This window comes from Flavobacterium sp. ZE23DGlu08 (genome assembly GCF_030505335.1).
Classification (GTDB): Bacteria; Bacteroidota; Bacteroidia; order Flavobacteriales; family Flavobacteriaceae; genus Flavobacterium; species Flavobacterium algoritolerans.
In genome coordinates this window covers 3,572,670-3,594,651 of record NZ_CP130045.1, presented here as the reverse complement: position 1 = coordinate 3,594,651, position 21,982 = coordinate 3,572,670, and the positions used below count along the sequence as shown (strand labels likewise).

General features: G+C 34.3%; 16 protein-coding genes. 12 read left to right on the top strand and 4 right to left on the bottom strand.

Features of this window, described 5'->3' with window-relative positions; genetic code table 11:
* The first annotated feature begins 5 nt into the window (after window positions 1-5).
* Window positions 6-719 carry a LytTR family DNA-binding domain-containing protein gene (locus Q1W72_RS15705; protein WP_121342285.1) on the top strand — a complete coding sequence of 238 codons (714 nt, stop codon included), beginning with the start codon at window positions 6-8 and terminating at the stop codon, window positions 717-719.
* A gap of 161 nt (window positions 720-880) precedes the next feature.
* Here Q1W72_RS15705 and nagB read toward each other — a convergent pair whose 3' ends face one another.
* Both nagB and Q1W72_RS15695 read right to left on the bottom strand, forming a co-directional pair.
* Complete coding sequence (nagB, locus tag Q1W72_RS15700; RefSeq protein WP_121342286.1) at window positions 881-2,794, bottom strand: glucosamine-6-phosphate deaminase; 1,914 nt, start codon at window positions 2,792-2,794, stop codon at window positions 881-883.
* A 152-nt stretch (window positions 2,795-2,946) separates the two neighbouring features.
* Entirely contained in the window at window positions 2,947-5,040 is a 2,094-nt protein-coding gene (locus Q1W72_RS15695; RefSeq protein WP_302136317.1) for an alpha-L-fucosidase, read from the bottom strand.
* Between the two features lie 318 nt (window positions 5,041-5,358).
* Here Q1W72_RS15695 and Q1W72_RS15690 point away from each other — a divergent pair, with 318 nt between their 5' ends.
* Window positions 5,359-6,210 carry an EamA/RhaT family transporter gene (locus Q1W72_RS15690; RefSeq protein ID WP_302136315.1) on the top strand — a complete coding sequence of 284 codons (852 nt, stop codon included), beginning with the start codon at window positions 5,359-5,361 and terminating at the stop codon, window positions 6,208-6,210.
* A 127-nt stretch (window positions 6,211-6,337) separates the two neighbouring features.
* Here the strand turns inward: Q1W72_RS15690 and Q1W72_RS15685 are convergent, their stop codons facing one another.
* Both Q1W72_RS15685 and Q1W72_RS15680 read right to left on the bottom strand, forming a co-directional pair.
* Window positions 6,338-8,269, bottom strand: coding sequence for an amino acid permease (locus tag Q1W72_RS15685; protein WP_302136313.1), 1,932 nt, complete (start codon window positions 8,267-8,269; stop codon window positions 6,338-6,340).
* A gap of 274 nt (window positions 8,270-8,543) precedes the next feature.
* A complete protein-coding gene (locus tag Q1W72_RS15680) occupies window positions 8,544-11,459 on the bottom strand; it encodes an FAD-binding and (Fe-S)-binding domain-containing protein (RefSeq protein WP_302136311.1) in 2,916 nt (971 codons plus the stop codon).
* A 247-nt stretch (window positions 11,460-11,706) separates the two neighbouring features.
* Here Q1W72_RS15680 and Q1W72_RS15675 point away from each other — a divergent pair, with 247 nt between their 5' ends.
* The 10 genes from Q1W72_RS15675 to Q1W72_RS15630 all read left to right on the top strand — a co-directional run bounded on the left by Q1W72_RS15675 (window position 11,707) and on the right by Q1W72_RS15630 (window position 21,978).
* Entirely contained in the window at window positions 11,707-13,239 is a 1,533-nt protein-coding gene (locus tag Q1W72_RS15675; RefSeq protein WP_121342291.1) for a glycoside hydrolase family 10 protein, read from the top strand.
* A 27-nt stretch (window positions 13,240-13,266) separates the two neighbouring features.
* A complete protein-coding gene (locus Q1W72_RS15670; protein WP_121342292.1) occupies window positions 13,267-14,538 on the top strand; it encodes an MFS transporter in 1,272 nt (423 codons plus the stop codon).
* A 25-nt stretch (window positions 14,539-14,563) separates the two neighbouring features.
* The gene (locus tag Q1W72_RS15665) at window positions 14,564-16,174 is read left to right on the top strand and encodes a glycoside hydrolase family 3 protein (protein WP_302136307.1); all 1,611 of its coding nucleotides are present in this window, start codon (window positions 14,564-14,566) and stop codon (window positions 16,172-16,174) included.
* Between the two features lie 141 nt (window positions 16,175-16,315).
* Entirely contained in the window at window positions 16,316-16,954 is a 639-nt protein-coding gene (locus Q1W72_RS15660) for a peroxiredoxin (RefSeq protein WP_099715181.1), read from the top strand.
* A gap of 86 nt (window positions 16,955-17,040) precedes the next feature.
* Complete coding sequence (locus Q1W72_RS15655; protein WP_099715180.1) at window positions 17,041-17,349, top strand: co-chaperone YbbN; 309 nt, start codon at window positions 17,041-17,043, stop codon at window positions 17,347-17,349.
* 151 nt (window positions 17,350-17,500) lie between these two features.
* Entirely contained in the window at window positions 17,501-17,758 is a 258-nt protein-coding gene (locus Q1W72_RS15650; protein ID WP_091172168.1) for a hypothetical protein, read from the top strand.
* Window positions 17,759-17,935: 177 nt separating this feature from the next.
* Window positions 17,936-18,433: a thiol peroxidase gene (gene tpx, locus Q1W72_RS15645; protein ID WP_302136304.1), complete on the top strand. Its 498-nt coding sequence runs from the start codon at window positions 17,936-17,938 to the stop codon at window positions 18,431-18,433.
* Window positions 18,434-18,443: 10 nt separating this feature from the next.
* Window positions 18,444-18,818 (top strand): diacylglycerol kinase family protein, encoded by a 375-nt coding sequence (locus tag Q1W72_RS15640; protein WP_099715178.1) that lies wholly within the window; start codon window positions 18,444-18,446, stop codon window positions 18,816-18,818.
* Between the two features lie 18 nt (window positions 18,819-18,836).
* Window positions 18,837-21,284, top strand: coding sequence for a DNA translocase FtsK (locus Q1W72_RS15635; RefSeq protein ID WP_302136301.1), 2,448 nt, complete (start codon window positions 18,837-18,839; stop codon window positions 21,282-21,284).
* 4 nt (window positions 21,285-21,288) lie between these two features.
* Complete coding sequence (locus Q1W72_RS15630; RefSeq protein WP_099716312.1) at window positions 21,289-21,978, top strand: outer membrane lipoprotein carrier protein LolA; 690 nt, start codon at window positions 21,289-21,291, stop codon at window positions 21,976-21,978.
* Window positions 21,979-21,982: the final 4 nt, after the last annotated feature.

Here is a 21,982-nt window from a genome sequence, read left to right as displayed (position 1 = left end):
TAGAAATGAAAATAAAGTGTTTGATTATTGATGATGAGCCATTGGCGATTAACGTTATTAAAAATTACATTGAGCAAATTGAAGATTTAGAATTAATAAACACCTTTAGTAATTCAATAGAAGGCTTAAATTTCTTAAAAAACAATACAATTGATGTGATTTTTCTAGACATTAATATGCCTGTTTTAGATGGTATAAATTTTATAAAAAGTTTAGAAAACCCACCTTTGCTAATTATTACCAGTGCATACGATCAATTTGCAATAGAAACTTACGAACTCGATGTTTTGGATTACTTAGTTAAACCGATTGAGTTTCCCCGATTGATGAAAGCGGTAAACAAGATTAACAAAAGACTCAACAATACCAGTAAAGTTATTCCGGAAAACAGCAAAGAAAACCCATTCATTTTTGTTAAAATAGACAAAAAGAAAATGAAGAAAATTTTTTTAAATGAAATTTTGGTCATCGAAAGCTTAAAAGATTACTTGAAAATAAATACTTTAACTGGAAAATACATCATTCACAGCACACTATCTGATTTTACCAACTTATTACCTGAAAGAGACTTCATAAGAATACACCGATCCTATACCATAGCTATTGATAAAATTGATGCGGTTGAAGGAAATAGTATTGAAATAGAAGGCCTTAGATATGTAATAGGAAGATCTTATATTGATGATGTAAAACAAAAAATTTTAAATTCCTCTATTTAATATTTACTGTATTAAAAGAAATTGTACTCTATCTTGATTATCTGTATTTCTCTACAATAAACAAAAAAATGCAACCAAAAAGGTTGCATTTTCAACAAACAGGTGACCAACCAAACAAACCATATTAATAACTTACTGTTTGTACAAAACAATAAAACAAATTAAAAATAATATCGTTTAAACGCTTCAATAGCCGAATAATCTGCTAATCCTAAATCATGATATTTCTTTGCTGTTAATCGATTTCTATCTTCAACACGCACCCAGAACTCTCTACTGTCATCTCCTTGAAACATAACTCCATCTTTTTGAGATTGGTGATAAAAAATAGCATGACGTTTTTTAAGCACTTGATCTGGACTCATAGGAACTGCCATCTCGATTTGATATGATTCCCATTCATGCCAAGCTCCACGATATAACCATACCCAACAATCATCCATGTAACTGTTATGTTTTACTCGTTTTAAAGCCTCAAACAAACTATCCAAACAAACTTTATGGGTTCCATGCGGATCTGCTAAATCTCCTGCAGCGTATATTTGATGTGGTTTTATCCTTTCAATAATAGCACACATAATAGCAATATCAACTTCAGAAAGATTATTTTTCTTTACAGTACCCGTTTCATAAAAAGGGAGATCCAGAAAATTTACATTTGAATCCGATAAACCTAAATATCTGGTCGCTGCCAAAGATTCACTCCTTCTAATCAATCCTTTTAATTTTCTGACTTCTAATGAATCAATATCATTATTCGCTTTACTCTTCAAAAAGTTTATGATACTTTCTGCTTCACTGGAGTTGCTGTTTAATCCCATCGAAATTTCAGCAAATTTTAAAGCTTCTTCATTTGAAACTGCAATATTTCCTGAAGTTTGATAAGCAATATGTACATCATGCCCCTGCTCTACCAGTCTGTCAAAAGTTCCTCCCATAGAAATAACATCATCATCCGGGTGTGGACTAAAAATAATAATTCTCTTTCTTTCCGGGGTGGAACGCTCCGGTCGGTAAGTATCATCTGCATTAGGTTTTCCTCCTGGCCAGCCGGTGATGGTCTGCTGCATTTTATTAAACATTTTAATATTTAAATCATATGCAGTTCCCTCCTCGGTTAAAAGACTGGACATACCGTTATCGTTATAATCTTTATCAGTTAATTTAAGGAAAGGTTTTTTAGTTAATTCACTCAACCATGCCACCGCTTTTAGTTTTAATTCATCTGACCATATACACGGCCTAACTAACCACGGTGTTTTTACTCTTGTTAATTCCGATGAAGCCTCAGTATCTAAAACAAATGTTGTATTGCTATGTTCTTGCAAATAAGTGGCTGGTACTCGGGAAGAAATTTCTCCTTCGATGGTTTTTTTTATGATTCCCGCTTTACTGATTCCCCAACCAAGAAGCACAATTCTTTTGGCATTTCTTACCGTGCCAATACCCATTGTGATTGCTTTTCTAGGCACATTGTCTATCCCTAAAAAGGAAGATGCCGCATCCATACGTGTCAAATGATCAAGGGTAATACTTCGTGTTCCAGAATTAACGTGAGATCCTGGCTCATTAAATCCTATATGTCCTGTTCTACCAATACCTAAAAGCTGAAAATCTAATCCTCCTAAGGATTTAATCTTCATTTCATAATCGATACAATATTGATGTAAATCTTCATTACTTACTTTTCCGTCAGGAATATTAATATTTTCCGAAGGAATATTTACATGATTAAAAAGATGCTCATGCATAAATTGATAATAACTCTGAATGTTATCCTTATCCATCGGATAATATTCATCTAAATTAAAGGTCACTACATTAGAAAAATTCAGACCTTCTTCTTTGTGTAATCTAACCAGTTCTTCGTATACTTTTATTGGTGAAGATCCAGTTGCTAACCCTAAAACACAAGGTTCCTTTAATTCTTCTTTTCTTTGAATTATATTTGCTATTTCTTGTGCAACTAATACAGAAGCCTCTTGAGATGAATCGAAAATAACATTGTGAATTTTCTCAAAACGGGTTTCTTCAAACTTTCCTGCTTCTTTAAAACTTATACCTTCTTTAATCATTTGCCAGTTATTCTTTTAATTAATTAAAATAAAATTAAGTATTTATAAATCTTTAACTATCAAAAATTCGACTAACAGCTAGTAGCCTTCGGCAAAAGACATAATTATAAACTTAAAATTGTTTTTATATAATAATTCAGTCTAACGTAATGTTATTCAATAACATTTATTTCACCAATAGAAACAGTTTGTCCTTTTTCTACTGCTGATTTAGCCACAAAACGCAGGTATCTAGTCTTAACTCCAGTAAAAAATTTCAGCTGCTCTATAGGATTGTTTTTAATATTTGAGAACTCCCCTTCAGATTGTTTAGTCCAGTTTATAGTATCTGTACTGGTATAGAATTCGTAATTAGCAATTAAATTAAGAGTATTCCCTACTTGTTGCGGGACATAGGTAAATCCCTTTATTTGAAGTAAAACTCCCATATCAATAATTATTTCCTGAGGAAGTTTATTACTATCGCTTCCAAAACTCCAATCTGTATTTGGATTACCATCTATAGTTCGATTCACGGTATTCAAATCACCGCTTGAGGCAGTAACTATTTTCCATTTTTCTTTAGAAATCCCATACTTAGCTCTTTTTATGGAACTGCTTCTGTTTTCTGCTTTGTTTATCGCAACTGCCTTTATTTCAACTGCTTTATTGTATCTAAATGGTTCTGTATACAATAGGCTCTTCACTGATGGATTAGAGCCATCAAGAGTGTAATAAATATTGTTTCCTTCTTCAGATTTGATAGTAACCTCACCATTTTTATCTCGTTTTACCTCTGGAGTTCTCACAAAAGTAGGCGCGTTGAAAGCTTGAATATTCGAAATAAGAATACACGCTTTAGAAGCTGTAATATTTACTTTCAGTGCCGAAGCTGTAACTCTATTGGTTCTTAGAATCCTTTTATAACCGATAGTAGTTTCAGTAGCAATAGTTTTCCATTCTCCATCAACTTTAGCTTCAACAGTAAATGCCTTAACCCGTTGTCCCAGTTTTATATATTCTTGAAGCAAGATTCGGTTAATGGGTGTTGGCTTATCAAATTCAAAGGTGATAGATGCTGTTTTTACGTTATCATCAGTAGCCCAATAGGTATTTTTATCGCCATCGATTACTGTAGCAGCTGCATATTTAGTGTCATTGCCTCGAATATTATCGGCTGATACCTTTGTTTTCACTAATAATTCAGTTTTAAAATCAGCCTTAATAATTGCAGAGAACTCTTTTAACCTTGCGACATCATGTTCATTAATTAATCCTCTTTTATCTGGAGGAAGGTTTAACAACAGATTTGAATTACGACCTATAGATTGATAATAAATATCGACCATTTTATCTATAGAATGAACCATATCATCTTCTACAGCATGATAAAACCAACCTGGACGTATAGATACATTTGTTTCTCCCGGCACCCATTTTTCACCATTTTCATGTCCTGACATAAATTCGGTATAATGAACTTTACCAGCCAACTCATCTTTTTGACGTAAAAGACTCCAGTTTGTTTCATTAGCATATCCTTCTTCATTTCCAATCCATCGTGCTTCCGAAGGTCCAATTCCCCAAACTAATGTTTTGGGAGCTATACTATAGATTAATTTATACGTTTCGTCCCAATTGTAATATTCCAGTGTATTTATTTTTCTTGTTTCATTGGCTCCACCATAATATCCATCACCACCATTGGCACCATCAAACCACATTTCAAAAACATCCCCATAATTAGTCAACAATTCTTTTAGTTGATTTCTAAAGTAGGTAATGTAGGCTGGCTTGCCATATTCCGGATGATTTCTATCCCAAGGAGAAAGATACAGTCCTAATTTCAGACCATACTCCTTACAAGCGGCTGCTAATTCTTTGACAACATCGCCTTTTCCCTTTTTCCAAGGAGAATTTTTCACGGAGCGTTCTGTATATGCCGATGGCCATAAACAAAATCCGTCATGGTGTTTAGCCACTAATATAATTCCTTTCATTCCAGCTTCCTTAGCCACTCGAGCCCATTGACGCACATCTAAAGCAGTAGGATTAAACAATTGTGGAGATTCGTCGCCATAACCCCATTCTTTATTAGTGAATGTGTTTAACGAAAAGTGGACAAAAGCATACGATTCCATTTCTTGCCAATCCAATTGTTTTTGTGTTGGTAACGGACCAAATGCTTCAGGAGATTTTACCAATTCCTGGCAGCTAATTATTGGTATTATGCAAAAAAAACTTAGTATTAGTAAAACATTTTTCATGGCAACTGTAATTAATATTCTGTTATCAAACTTGCAGCAGTACAATGTTAAACTAATTTATTATTCTAATTGTAACTTTTTCGACCAACACCTATTTTAAGAGAGTCTTGGGATAATCAGAGGCATTCACAAGATAAAAGAATTCTATAGAAATTATCTAACAACTTTGTTTACAATACAGTGCTCATACTACTTTACAGTTAGTAGTACCGATTTAAAAAAAGTAACACAAAAAACTAATGCGATTCCTTTTTCATAGGATGGGATATGCAATCCAAACATATAAATAGTAATTTTGCAGCATAAATATATAAATCTATGTTATTTCTAATCTTAAGTATTATTTGCAGTGTTACCGTGGGTGTGATATTTAAAGTCGCCCGAAAATATACCATCAGCCACACCCAAATAGTCGCTTGGAATTATGTGTTTGCTGGAACACTTTGCTATCTGTCATTCAGCCCGGATTTAAATACAGTGGAATCTACTGCGCCTTGGTGGCTTTATATAACCATTGGTATTTTATTACCTTCTATATTCCTTTTTTTGGCGGCATCCATCAAACACATGGGAATTGTAAAAACTGATGCAGCCCAAAGACTGTCATTATTCATCCCTATTCTTGCGGCTTGGCTTCTATTCAAAGAACAATTCAGTATGCTGAAAATCTCGGCTTTCGTATTGGCAATCCCGGCACTGTTGCTTATTCTCACTAAAAACACCGAAAACACTAAAAATAAATGGGGTTATCCCGCTGTAGTCTTGATTGGCTTTGGAATTATTGACATTCTCTTCAAACAAATTGCCACTTATACCAGCCTGCCTTACACCACTTCATTATTTGTCATCCTAGGAATAGCAATGTGTATCATGTTTACTGTGGTTGCTTATGAAGTAATTTTTAAAAAAGTAACATTAAATATCCATAACATTCTTTTTGGTGGTTTAGTTGGTATTTTCAACTTTGGGAATATTCTTTTCTACCTTAAAGCACATCAGGAATTTTCAAAAAACCCTTCAACCGTTTTTGCGGGTATGAATATGGGAGTGATTATTATTGGCAGTCTTGTAGGCGTTCTAATTTTTAAAGAAAAACTGAGCAAAATGAATTTTATAGGGCTGTTTTTAGCTTTAATAGCGATTGTTTTAATCGTGCTCTCACAACAGTAAAACCAATACATTTCTTAAGTCTAATAAATTAATTTTGGACACAATACCACTTTAATACTTAACTAAAAAGCACAAAAAAAACCGTCTAGTTTTAACGAGACGGTTTTTATTATAAATGAGGTTATTTTTAAATTTCTATACTATTCAACTTGCTGTTTTTTCGGCTAAAGCTAAAATAGATTACCAATCCAATTAAAAGCCAAACTCCAAAATAAATCCAGTTCCAAACGCTAAGTTCTGCCATCATATACAAACAACAAATCAAGCCTAATAGTGGAATCAAAGATAAATTTTCTTTGTAAGACCAAACCATCAATCCAACTAAAACAACTAGGAAAATCCACATTGGAATTTTATGTTTGAACAAACCAAAACCACTTTCATATTTAACAGAATCGGCAATTGGTAAACCCGCAATAACTGACGCATATTTTGCATCATCTTGTTGGTACTGACTTAACAAATGTTCTAAATCCGGTGTTTCGGTCGTACTGTTTTTAGCGTCAATTGTTACTAAATAATCATACACTTTTTGAGTTTCTTCTTTATTCAACGATGTAATTATATCCGCAGCATTATTGATTTGAGTTTCATTCGTAATAAAATCCATCGTCGCTTTCTTATTGTATCCAAAAGCAAATACCAACCCGATAAGAAGCAAAACCGGCATAATAAATTTTGAATTTACATACGGTGTTTTGAACTTTCCTCTTGGAATATCAGTCTTATTTTGCAAAGCTAAAACTCCTGCACAAACCAATACAAAAGCGAATAAAGTCCCAATACTACACAAATCTGTAACCATAGTTAGGTTCAAAAACAAAGCAGGAACCGCAACCACAAAACCGGTTACAATTGTTGCGTAAGATGGCGTTTTGTATTTTGGATGCACTTTTGAGAAACGCTTTGGTAACAAACCATCACGACTCATACTCATCCAGATACGCGGTTGCCCCATTTGGAAAACCAATAAGACACTCGCCATAGCCACTACTGCACTCACTGCAATAATTCCTGACATCCATTTTAGGTCTAATTTTTCAAATACAAAAGCTAAAGGATCACCTACATTCAATTGATCATAACTAACCATTCCAGTTAACACTAAAGCTATGGCAATATATAAAATGGTACATATAATAATGGCCCACATCATTCCTCTTGGCAAATCACGTTGCGGATCTTTACATTCTTCTGCTGTTGTTGAAATAGCATCAAATCCAATATAAGCGAAAAACACTGCTGAAACTCCTTTCAAAACTCCTGTAACTCCATTAGGTGCAAATGGATCCCAATTAGCAGTATCTACATAGAAAACACCAACGGCAATTACCAAAAGAACGATACACAGTTTCACTACCACCATAATATTACTCGCATTTCGAGACTCTTTCATCCCACGGTAAATCAATGCTGTGATTAAAACAATAATTAATAATGCCGGAAGATCGGCTACGAAATGAAACGACCCAATAACTGGTGAAGTTGTCCAGGCGACATAAGCATCTTGAATAGCAGGACTTAAGTTTCCGTATGTTTTTCCGCCTTGCATCAATGCTGTAGCTTCATCAAATCCTTTAGAAGCAGATAAATAATCCATTTGAACCCATTGTGGCAAGTGAAGACCTCCACTTTCGAGCAAACCAGTAAAATAATCACTCCACGATATAGCAACTGTTATATTACCTACGGAGTATTCCATAATCAATGCCCAACCAATAATCCAAGCAATAATTTCACCAAAAGCAACATACGAATAGGTATAAGCACTTCCGGAAACGGGAACCATCGAGGCAAATTCAGCATAAGCAAAAGCAGCAAAACTACAGGCTATAGCAGTAAACAAGAATAGAAAGATAACTGCAGGACCTCCATCGGCACTTGCTTTTCCAATGGTACTAAAAATACCGGCTCCTACAATTGCAGCGATTCCAAAAGCAGTCAAATCTCGTGCAGTCAAATGTTTACCTAAGGCATTATGTCCATCAGTATTATTTTTCTCAACTTGTTTTAAAATATCCTGTACTGTCTTTTTTCTGAATAAACCGTTTAACGCCATATTGTAAATTTTATCATTAAAAATTAATATACTGTAAATTATATGTTTTTATGTTAGATATTATGCAAATAATCTTCAAAAATCAAAAGTATAAAACAAATTGAACTAATGCCGTTTCTCCAACTATTTTTTTTTATTATTTTTCAATACGTTTAAAATGATTTATTTTTCAACTAAAAAAGTCAAATAAAATAATTTTAACATTAAAAAAGAAAATCTATTAAAATTGAAAAGTATTTTTCCGCCCTATTTAAAACGTATTCTGATTTGCTGATTATTTCAAACAACTTCTTAAAATTGTCACCGGATGCAATGCTTTTCTGCTTGTTCCGTCAAAAATCTGGTGGCGACAACTGGTTCCCGCCGCAGCAATAGTTGTTGTTGAGTCTGTTGTTCTAATTTTTGGAAACAATGTATCTTCACCCATTTGCATGCTGATTTCATAATGTTCTTTTTCATATCCAAAAGAACCTGCCATACCACAACAACCCGAATTATAAATGGTAACCGAAGTGTTTTTTGGTACATTCAACATCGCAAAAGTCGCTTCAATCGTACTCAATGACTTTTGATGACAGTGTCCGTGAATTTTTATCGTTTTCGCCTCCTCAGAAAATTGCTCTGCATGAATTTTACCTGAAGTAATCTCATTTTTGAAAAACTCTTCAATCGTAAATACGTTTTTGGCTAATTTTTCAGCACCTTCTTTATCATCAGCCAATCGAATATATTCGTCTCTAAAGGTTAATATCGCCGAAGGTTCAATTCCTATCAACGGACAATCAGCAGTAATATAATTCGAAAAAATGCCAACGTTTATATTCGCAATTGCTTTTGCTTCTTCGAGAAAACCTTTAGAAATAAAAGCTCTTCCGCTTTCTTCATGATCCACCAGAATCACTTCATATCCTAATGTTGTCAATAACTCGTACGCATCGATTCCAACCGAAACATCATAGAAATTAGTGAATTCATCACAAAACAAACATACTTTTCCGTTTACAAAAGAATCACTTGGCGCCCGATTCCAATTTTTCTCATACCATTTCCTAAAAGTTTGTGGAGCCAAAGGCGGCACTTCTCTTTTTGGTGCAATTCCCATACTTTTTTTCACCAAAGGTAAATTCACCATAAAATTAGTGAACCTTGGAGTGATACTTCCCAGTCCATTCAGTTTGGCATTAAAAGCAAAAACTTTATTACGCCATGAAAATCCATTTGCTTTTTGGTATTGGTACAAAAACTCCGATTTTAAAGCTGCTACATCCACATTACTGGGACATTCGCTCGCGCACGCTTTGCAACTTACGCACAATTCAAATACTTTATATAATTCTTCGTGGTCGAATTTATTATCTTTTTCTGAATGCGTCAGGTATTCTCTCAACGCATTGGCTCTGGCACGAGTAGTATCTTTTTCATTTCGGGTAGCACGGTAACTTGGACACAAAGTCCCACCGGCCGAAGGTAATTTTCTGCAATCACCGGAACCATTGCATTTTTCCGCGGCACGCAAAATCCCCAAACTATCAGAGAAATCCTGAATCGTTTGTATATCCGGTTCCACTCTGCCTGCTTCCACCCTAAGATTTTCATCCATTTTGAAAGCGTTCACAATTTTCCCCACATTCAAAATGGTATTCGGGTCAAAAGCATGTTTGATTCTTTTCAACAATTCATAATTTTGGTCTCCAATCATAAAAGGCAAAAACTCACCTCGAACAATTCCATCTCCGTGTTCCCCGCTCAATGATCCTCTGTATTTTTTTACCAAAATAGCCACTTCGGTAGCAATGTTTCTAAATTGATGCAGCCCTTCTTTTGTCTTTAAGTTTAAAACTGGTCGCAAGTGAATTTCTCCGGCACCGGCATGAGCATAATAAATCGCACTTTGCCCGTGACGCTCCATCATTGCAGAGAATTCAGCAATATAATTAGGTAAATCACTCAACTCAACAGCAGTATCTTCAATAGAATCAGCGGCTTTGTCATCACCTACAATACTTCCTAAAAGTCCCAGACCAGCTTTTCGTAACTCATTTATTTTATCAATATCTGCTCCATAAATTTTTGGCAAAGCATACCCAAAATTATTTCGTTCCAAATCTGCAATCAAATCATTCGCTTGTCTTTCGGCATCTTCCATACTAATATGCGAAGCTACTTCGAGCATAATAACCGCTTTTGGTTCACCTTGTATAAAAAATCTGTTTTTGGCTTGCTCTCTGTTGGTTTTCGTACAATCCAATATTGTATCGTCCATCATTTCACAGGTATACAAATGATGTTTCATCGCAGTAACCACAGCTTCTAAACTTTCCTGAATGGTATGAAAATGAGCCACTACCATAACATTATTTGTTGGTGGCAAATTGTCCACTTTCAGCGTTATTTCTGTAGTAAACGCTAAAGTTCCTTCGCTTCCGCAAAGGAGTTTCCCTAAATTTATCGTATTTTCTGTTCCTCCAAAAAGTTCTGATTTCAATAATAAATCAATTGCGTAACCGGTATTTCGTCTATGGATTTCAGGTTTTGGAAATTCCTTTACAATCTCTTTTTGGTTTTCTGTATTCGAAAGTTCCTCATATATGGTTTTATAAATGGAGTTTTCTAGCGTGTTCCCTTTTGTTTTTTCAATGAATTCCGCCGAAGTCATTTCTTTAAATACTACCGAAGTTCCATCACTCAAAACCGCTTTAATTTCCACTATTTTATCTCGGGTAACCCCATAGCGTATCGACGTAGTTCCCGATGAATTATTCCCTACCATTCCTCCAAGCATACATCGATTTGAAGTTGAAGTATTGGGTCCAAAAAACAATCCGTGTTCTTTTAAGTACAAATTCAGTTCATCCCGAATCACTCCTGGCTGTACGGTAACCGTTTTTTTTGAAGAATCAAAAGCGACAATCTTGGTAAAATGTTTCGAAACATCTACAATTATTCCGTTACCTACTGTTTGACCTGCCAATGAAGTTCCGGCAGTTCTGGGCGTAATTGAAATTTTATTTTTTGCTGCAAAGCGAATAATTTTGACAATATCCTCCTCTGATTTTGGAATCGCTACCGCAACTGGCATAATCCGATACGCAGAAGCATCTGTGGCATACAATGTTTTATGGAGATCATCATATAAAAGAGTTCCTTCTAATGATTCGGATAATTGCTGTAATTGAGGCGTGATTGACATTTAGTGGAGTAAATTGCTATTATTTTCACAAATATAAATATATACCTTATTATAAGTTAAAAAATCAAATAAGAAAAATTCAAAATATTCAAATCCTTTTATGGTTTGTCAGAAAGTGCATTCAAACGGATTTAGAAAAAATTGGCAAAGAAATTGCGCTGTTAAAATAAGTCAAATTTTAAAACCATTTTAACTGGTAAATTTCACTAAAAAAACTATTTTTGAATACTTTATAAACAAGACTCTAATGAAAAATTACAAGCACACCCTTTTGCTTATTTCGTTCCTTTTACTTTCTTTTTGGAATGGTAACGCACAAGCAATGGCAACAAATCCAAAAAATGAATTTAGAGCCGTTTGGATTGCTACCGTGGTAAATATTGACTGGCCAAAAACCAGTACTGATAATGTAGCCAAACAAAAAGCAGATTATATTGAGATTTTAGACACGTATAAAAAACTAAATTATAATGCTGTAATTGTTCAGATTCGAAGTGTCGGTGATGCTTTTTATCCAACAAAATTAGCGCCTTGGTCCCGTTTTTTGACTGGAAAAGAAGGACAAGCTCCAAAACCCTATTTTGACACATTGGCTTGGATGATTGCTGAAACTCATGCCCGTGGATTTGAATTTCATGCTTGGTTAAATCCATATCGTGCTACAATGGATTACAATACCGCACTATTAAGTCCGGAACATGACTATTTCAAACATTCGGACTGGATGATTAAATACGGTGGAAAATATTATTACAATCCCGCATTACCAGAAGTTCAAAAACATTTATTGACCGTTGTGGAAGAAGTAGTTCAAAATTATGACATTGATGCCATACATTTTGACGACTATTTTTATCCGTACAGAATAAAAGGAGAAGTATTTAATGATACCGATTCTTTCAAAAAATATGGAAACGGAATGAGTATAGAGGATTGGAGACGTTCGAATGTAAATACTTTTGTGAAAGATGTTTCAGTTTCTATTAAAAACATCAAACCTTGGGTACAATTTGGTATCAGCCCGTTTGGAGTTTGGAGAAATAAATCTGTGGATCCAAAAGGTTCAGAAACAGAGGCCGGACAAACTAATTACGATGATTTATTCGCTGATCCGTTGGCTTGGATGGAAAACAAATGGATTGATTACCTTGTTCCTCAATTGTACTGGAGCATGGATCATCCAAAAGCTTCTTATTCAAAATTATTGCGTTGGTGGTCTGAAAATTCAACAAATACCGCAATCTACATTGGAAACGGAACGTATAAAATCAACACGGATTCTGATAAAAGATGGAATAATCCAAATGAAATTCCGAATCAAATAGACATCACCAGATCTTACAAGAACATTCAGGGAAATGCTTTTTTTAGTGCCAAATCGTTTTTGAATAAAAATCAAAGCGTGACTAAATTACTAACAGAAAACCAATACAAATATCCTGCTCTTCCTACTGTGGTTCCTAGTTCTGTGAAAAAAATGGCTATCGTACCCACAGCGAATAACATTTTGATAGATCCTATTTCATCAAGATTCAATGTTACGTATCCTTTGTACAGTAAAGTGCGTTATGTTATGGTTTATGGTGCCAAATTCAATTCAAAAATTGATGTCAACGATCCAAGCCAAATTCTTGATAAAATAGCATTCAAAGACAATGTTGATACTGTGGAAATTGTGATTCCAACATACAAATTAGACAAAAACACAACCTGCGCGATTACATTCATTGATTTTTATGGTAATGAAAGTGACCCAACTTTAGTGAACTTTACGCTATAAAATTTAATCGAATATAATACGCTAAAAATGAAAACAGACAATAGACCTTGGTATTGGATTCCCGTTTTAAACTTTGCTTCCGGATTGCCTTATGCCATTATTATTTCGGTATCGGTGATTATGTATAAAAACCTCGGAATCAACAATGAGGATATTGGAATTTATACCAGTTTACTGTATTTACCTTGGGTAATTAAACCGTTGTGGAGTCCGTTTATTGATCTTTATTCTACTAAAAGAAAGTGGTTTTTAGGTATGCAATTGCTCATTTCACTAGCTTTTTTGATTGTAGGTTTAACGATTCCTTTGAATAATTTTTTCGTTATCAGTTTAGCCGTTTTTTGGGTTGCCGCATTTGCATCTGCCTCTAATGATGTGGCGAGTGATGGCTTTTATATGTTGGCTTTAGAAAAAGACCAACAATCCTTTTTCCTAGGCATCAGAAGTACTTTTTACAGACTTTCCATGCTTACCGGAAACGGATTAATCGTGGTTATTGCCGGTTATTTGGAACAAGAATATGGTGATAAACAAAAAGCTTGGTCGTATACGATGGTAGTTGTAGGATTAATTATGACTGTCATTACAATTTATAATTATTTTTCGACTCCAAAAATTGAAGCAAAAATCTCAGAAACAAAAACAGAATCAGTTCCAAATAAGAGTTTCGGAGCTGTTTTTGCAACTTTTTTTCAAAAGAAACAAATTGGTTTAGTTTTGGCGTTCATTCTATTATTCAGATTAGGGGAATCCCAATTGTTAAAAATGCTGACTCCTTTTTTAATAGATCCAATAACTGCAGGCGGAATGGGTTTAACCACTCAGGATGTTGGTGTTATTTATGGGACTTTTGGTGTGATTTCGCTTACTATTGGAGGAATTTTAGGAGGCATTGTTATTTCTAGAGATGGATTAGGAAAATGGATGTTACCCATGATTTTAGCCATGCACTTACCCATAATTGGATTCATTTTATTGTCACATTTTCACCCTGGCTCCGTTTTTTATATTTATGCAACGGTAATCGCAGAACAATTCGGCTATGGCTTTGGTTTTGCCGCTTTCATGATGTATTTAATTTATGTGGCCGATGGAGAATCAAAAACGTCCCACTACTCCATTGCAACCGGATTTATGGCATTAGGAATGATGCTTCCGGGAATGATAAGCGGTTATATCCAAGAATATTTGGGGTATGGAAATTTCTTTATTTGGGTGTTTTTAGCAACCATACCAGGATTAATTTTATCCCGATTTTTAATTTTTCCAGCCGATTTTGGAAAGAAATCAGATATTTAATTTTACCATTTAAAGTTGTTTCAGAATGACATTAGAACATAAAATAGGACAATTTTTCTTTCCAGCCGTTTTCATTAATGATACCGAGGAAAATATTCAGGCTACTGAACGATTAATTAGAGATTATAATATAGGTGGATTGACTTTTTTTCATAGCCGAGCCAGTGCCGCAACGAATTATGAAACCAAGAAAAAAGTAGTCCTGAATGATGATAGTTTTCAACGTTTAAAGGAACTCATTATCAGGTACCAGAATTGCGCTACAACTCCGTTATTAATGAGTATCGATGCCGAATGGGGATTAGCCATGCGCGTCGAAAAAACACCTCAATATCCATATGCAATTACTCTTGGCGCTTTGCCTGAAAGTGAAAAACATTTGGTTTACGAAGTAGGGAAACAAATAGGTTTAGACTTAAAATCCGTTGGAATCCATTATAATTTAGCGCCATTGGCGGACATCAATAACAACCCGAATAATCCGGTAATTGGGTATCGTTCTTTTGGTCAAAACAAAGAAAAAGTAGCTGATTTTGCGCTGGAATATCTCAGAGGAATGAATGATGTCGGGATTTTAGGATGCCTCAAACATTTTCCCGGACACGGAAATACTAATGTCGATTCGCATTTAGGATTACCGGTTTTAAAAGAAACATTGGACGAATTACTAACCAATGAATTAGTTCCATTTATAAAAGGAATCGAGAATAATGTCGATTCAATTATGATTGGCCATTTGGCCGTTCCAGCTTTGAACGAAGGAAAAGATACTTCGGCAACGTTATCAAAATCCGTGATCGAAACACTTTTGCGCAAGCAGTTAGGCTATGATGGATTAGTGATTTCGGATGCGTTGAACATGCACAGCGTTTCTAAATTATATGATCAAAAAGGACTATTGGAATGGGAAGCTTTCAATGCCGGAAATGATGTGTTATGCTTTGCCGAAAATGTTCCCGAAGGAATTCAGGAAATCCTAAAAAACGCAACTCCGGAGCGAATTGAAGCCAGTTTTCAACGCATTTGGAAATGCAAACAAAAAGCAGGAATCACAGACGGAAATCTGAACTTGCCAAACCTTTCAGAAAATGATTTTGATTTTGAAACCACTTCGAAATTAAACCTGAAAATTGCTCAAAACTCCATTACAAAAATAAAAGACAATCACAATACCGTGACCGTTTTTGATGCTAAAAACAGAGAGGATTTCGCCAAAATCAGCATTTATAAAAATACCGACACTGTGTTTTTTAAAAGCTTGACAAACGCTTTGCCTTCCCCAGAATTTAGTTATGAAACTGGAGGGGAATCCGTTTTGAAGGAATTAGAAACAAATTTAAATAGATTTGACACACTAGTCATTTCTTTATTTGTTCCAAAGGCAAAACCTCTAAATAATTTTGACATTGAAGACTCCGTACTTCAATTTTTAGGCAACTTATTCACCACCAAAAAATGTGTTTTGTATGTTTTTGGGAATCCGTATGCATTACAAATAATTCCAAATCTAGAACATGCTTTGGGAATTATAGAAATGTATCAAGATTTTGCAGAATTTCAAGAAGCCGCGGCAGAGCAACTTTTGGAAAACACAAAATGCAAAGGAACTCTTCCTGTGGAGGTTAACTTCCTATAATTAACACCTTAAATCTTTCGAAAATAACAGTATAGTAATTCCCTATTTTGAAATAAATATTTATAATCAACTGCTATTCCTATTTACTTTTAGTATAACTACTTTTGCACCATCAAAAAAATAACTAAAAAAGTAAATAAAATGTCATTAGTAGGTAAAAAATTTCCAAGTATTGCAGTAGACGCTATCTCTGAAATGGGTGATAATTTAAAAATCAACATTTTCGAAGAAGCTGTAAATAACAACAAAAAAGTACTTTTATTTTGGTACCCAAAAGATTTTACATTCGTTTGCCCAACTGAATTACATGCTTTTCAAGCAGCTTTACCAGAATTCGAAAAAAGAAATACAATTGTTATAGGTGCATCTTGCGATACCAATGAAGTGCATTTTGCATGGTTAAATACTGCAAAAAACAATGGAGGAATTGAAGGTGTTACTTATCCAATTCTTGCTGATACAAACAGAAACTTATCTAATATTTTAGGAATCCTTGATGTTGAATCAACTAGCTACAGCGAAGATACTGATTCTATCATTATTGAAGGTTCTAATGTAACATACAGAGCAACTTACCTTATTGATGAAACTGGAAAAATTTTCCACGAAAGTGTAAACGATATGCCATTAGGTCGTAATGTAAATGAATATTTACGTATGGTTGATGCTTATGCACACATTCAAGAAAAAGGAGAAGTTTGTCCTGCAAACTGGGAAGCTGGAAAAGAAGCAATGAGTGCTGACAGAAAAAGTACTGCTGAATACTTAAGTTTAAACTAATTCAATAACAATGTCAATTGCAATACCAAATTTCAATTAAAACATTGAATATTGCTATTGCAATTGCATTTTGAAATTCAATAAATATGTTAATCGAATTAACCGAAGATACGTTACAGGATTTAATTGCAAAAGACGAGAAAGTAGTCGTTCAATTTTCGGCATCATGGTGCGGAAATTGCCGAATTATGAAGCCAAAATTCAAAAAATTAGCTTCAGAAAACGAAGCAATTACTTTTGCTCTTGTTGATGCTGAGAATTTTCCAGAATCCAGAAAATTAGCGAATGTGAGTAATTTACCAACTTTTGCCACTTTTGTAAATGGTAAATTGGTAAACGAAACACAAACCAATAAACAAGAAGTACTAATTGAATTAGTAAACGAAATAGTTTAATCATTTCTTAGTTTAAAGTTTAAAGTTGCCTGACTTTATAAATAAGTTTAATGCTAAACTTACAGAGTATACTGCAACAGCAGCTCAAAAACCTTAAAACTTTAAAAACTTTAAAAACTTTAAAAACATTAAACTTTAAACTTTTAAAAATATGAAATTACCCGTAATTAAGCATTTAACGCAGTTTATAGAAGAAAATGATGAAGATTACATCATAGAAACAATCGAAGTTCTGGAAGCAATGACTGAAATTTCGTCATTGAAAGATGAAGAATTAGATGTTATAGGGGAATTAATTTCTAATATGTACGGCGCTTTGGAAGTTAACAAACTGGTGAAAACCGGAACTGATAAAAAAGAAGCTTTAAACACTTTCATGAAACGTGTTTTGGGTTCTATCGACAAATAAAGGAATTTTTAATTCAATATTTCTAAAACGCACTCCGCAACGAGTGCGTTTTTTTATTGAACACATTGGAATCTTACGGTTGATAATTTGAACCCAAATGGTAAACTTATCACGACATTTGAGGACAAATTCTTAAATAATTTTCATACTTTTGAACCTCATTAAAAAACAAACACTATGGCTTCAATAACATTAGGGGGAAATCCAGTACAGACTTCAGGGGAATTACCAAAAGTAGGAACAAAAATCGCTGATTTTAAATTAGTTAGAACAGATCTTTCATACACTTCACTAGCGGACTTTGCTGGAAAAAAATTAGTTCTAAATATTTTTCCAAGTGTTGATACTGGAACTTGTGCTGCATCAGTTAGAAGATTTAATGAAAGTGCCAGTACTTTAGAGAATACTACTGTTTTATGCATTTCAAGAGATTTACCATTTGCTCAAAAACGTTTTTGTGGTGCGGAAGGACTTGAAAATGTAGTTAACTTATCTGATTTTTCAGAAGGAAGTTTTGGTAAAACAAATGGTTTAGAAATTACTGACGGACCTTTGGCTGGATTACATTCAAGAGTTATTATTGTTGTTGATGAAAACGGAACAATTACACATACGGAACAAGTTGCGGAAATTGCTGACGAACCAAACTACGAAGCTGCATTAGCGGTACTTTAACAGCATCCGAATGGAATTTCAAAAAGATAATACTTTCTTTACCGGGAGATTAAAAAGTGTCACTTATGCTTTTAAGGGTGCCTTAAAATTGATTACCACAGAGCACAGTATTATGGTACAATTTTCAATAGGAATATTGATGACCATTGCCGGGTTTTATTTTGGCATCTCTAAAACGGAATGGCTTTTTCAAACTTTAGCCATTGGTTTGGTGATGAGTATCGAAGGTTTAAATACAGCAATTGAAAAAGTAGCTGATTTTATTCATCCTAATTATCATGAAAGAATTGGATTCATTAAAGATATTGCTGCAGGAGCAGTATTTTTTGCTGCTTTAACAGCGATAGCAATCGGTTTAATCATATATATCCCAATATTACTTTAGATATTATTATAATCAAGAATGGCAAAAATAAAAAAAACAGCACCTTTAGATAAAAAAAACGATGCTAAAGCTGAGGGGAATAATCCATTAAGAATCACCAAACAACACAAAATTGTTTTTGGATCTCTTTTGGTATTATTTTCAATAGCTTTATTATTTGCGTTTATTTCCTTTTTCATTTACGGACAACAAGATCAAAGCGCTGTTAGAGAACTAACTAACAGGGCTGAAATAGTTCACAATTGGTTGGGGAAATTTGGTGCATTTTTAGCTGATTTACTTATTTACAGAGGTTTTGGAATTGCTGCATTTATATTTGTACGCTTATTTTTCCTAACTGGAATATACATGGTTCTTGGCATTTCTTTAGTAAAACTCAAGAATATTTGGTTTTGGGATTTATTCGTGATTATTATTTTATCTGTTTTATTTGGATTTTTTGCCACTTCAGCACCTGAATTAGGAGGAACTGTTGGATATGAATTGAATTTATTCCTACAGGATTACATCGGAAAAACAGGAACATTATTGATTTTGCTATTCGGACTAATCATTTATATAATTTTCAAAATAAAGCTTTCGCCGGAAAGTATTCAGTCCTTTTTTGATACTACCAAAAAAGAAATGAAGGCGATTCCAATCACTAATCCGCTAAATAATGGCAAAAGTGGTTATAACTTGGAAGAATTTGCTGTTGTTGAAGACGAACTGGATGACATTCATTTAAAAACGAATGGTTCACAATTCGAAATTAACAAGGAAGCCTTGAAACCAACTATCAGTAATTCATCGGATATCAACAGAGATCCCGTTGCAAAACCACTTGATATGCAAGTTACACCAGTTGCAACTCCAGAAGTTATAGCGAATGCTGACGAATCTTTTGTAATAGAATCGGCTCCGGAAGAAGATATTATAGAGGAAAATCTTGCCTCTCGATTGGTTGCTGATTTTGGATTATTTGATCCAACTTTGGATTTATCCAATTACAAATTCCCTACGATTGATTTATTAAAAGAATATTCGACCGGAGGAATTACCATCAACCAAGAAGAATTAGAAGAAAATAAGAACCGAATTGTTGATACGCTTCGCAATTACAAAATAGAAATTGCACAGATAAAAGCGACCGTTGGACCATCGGTTACCTTATATGAAATTGTTCCGGAAGCGGGAATTCGTATTTCAAAAATCAAGAGTCTGGAGGACGATATCGCGTTGTCACTTTCGGCATTAGGAATTCGTATCATTGCTCCTATTCCTGGAAAAGGAACTATAGGAATCGAGGTTCCTAATAAGAATCCAACGATGGTTTCTATGAAAAGTGTTATTGGCTCTGCCAAATTTCAGGAAGCCGAAATGGAATTACCAATCGCTCTTGGAAAAACAATTTCGAACGAAACATTTGTCGTGGATTTAGCCAAAATGCCTCACTTATTGATGGCGGGAGCTACAGGACAAGGAAAATCTGTTGGTTTGAATGCCGTTCTGACTTCTCTTTTGTACAAAAAACATCCAGCCGAAGTTAAGTTTGTTTTGGTAGACCCTAAAAAAGTTGAACTAACACTTTTTAATAAAATTGAAAGACATTATTTAGCCAAGCTTCCTGACATGGATGATGCTATTATTACGGATAATGCAAAAGTGGTCAACACATTAAATTCACTTTGTGTGGAAATGGACAACCGTTATTCTTTGTTGAAAGATGCGATGGTGCGTAACATCAAAGAGTACAACGATAAATTTAAGGCTCGAAAACTGAATCCTGAAAACGGACACCGCTTTTTACCTTATATCGTTCTGGTAGTGGATGAGTTTGCCGATTTGATTATGACTGCCGGTAAAGAAGTCGAAGTTCCTATCGCCCGTTTAGCACAACTGGCGCGAGCTATTGGAATTCACTTAATTATAGCGACACAGAGACCGTCTGTGAATGTAATTACAGGTTTAATAAAAGCCAATTTTCCTGCGAGAATAGCTTTTAGAGTTACCTCAAAAATTGATTCCCGAACCATTCTGGATACTCAAGGCGCCGATCAATTAATAGGTCGTGGTGATATGCTTTATACTAACGGAAATGATGTGGTACGAGTACAATGTGCCTTTATCGACACTCCCGAAGTGGAGAAAATCACTGATTTTATTGGTTCACAAAAAGCATATGCAACAGCTTATTTACTTCCTGAGTTCGTTGGGGAGGAAAGTGGCATTAATCTTGATATGGATATCTCCGATAGAGATACTTTGTTTAGAGAAGCTGCCGAAATCATTGTAAATGCACAACAAGGTTCGGCTTCATTGTTACAAAGAAAACTAAAACTAGGCTACAACAGAGCAGGTCGATTGATTGATCAACTCGAAGCTGCAGGAATTGTAGGCCCGTTTGAAGGAAGTAAAGCACGCAGTGTAAACATTCTGGACATGAGTTCTCTTGATCAATTTTTCAACAATGAACAAAACAACTAATACCATGAAATCAAAAATTCAAGAATCTAAAAAAAACAATACAGAAAATATGGGGAAAAAATTTCTTTTAATTGCAGCATTATTATTTTTTAGTTTCTCAATACAAGCACAAGACAAAAAAGCAAAAGAACTTTTAGATCAAGTTACCGCCAAAGTAAAAAGCTACAATACAATCGTAATCGATTTCAAGTATTCTTTGAATAACGCTAAAGAAAACATCAATCAGGACAGTAAAGGAAATGTAACCATGAAGGGAAATCAATATGTCTTGAATTTCATGGGAGTGACTAAAATTTTTGATGGTAAAAAAACATACACCATTGTACCGGAAGATGAGGAAATTACTATTTCTAAAGTCAACGAAAAAGACGATAATGCCATTACGCCTTCAAAAATGTTAACTTTTTTCAATACCGGTTATAAATACAATATGGATATTTTACAGAACGTAAAAGGCCGAAAAATTCAGTATATAAAATTGGTTCCTACCAATTCTAAAGATCAGAGAAAAGAAGTATTACTAGGGATTGATATCCAAACCAAACACATCTATAACTTAATAGAAGTGGGTAAAAAAGGTACAAAAACAACTTTAACGGTTAATTCTTTCAAAACCAACCAACCTTTGTCAAAAAATCAATTTACATTTGCGGAAAGTAAATATCCAAATTACTACATCAACAAATTAGATTAATCTA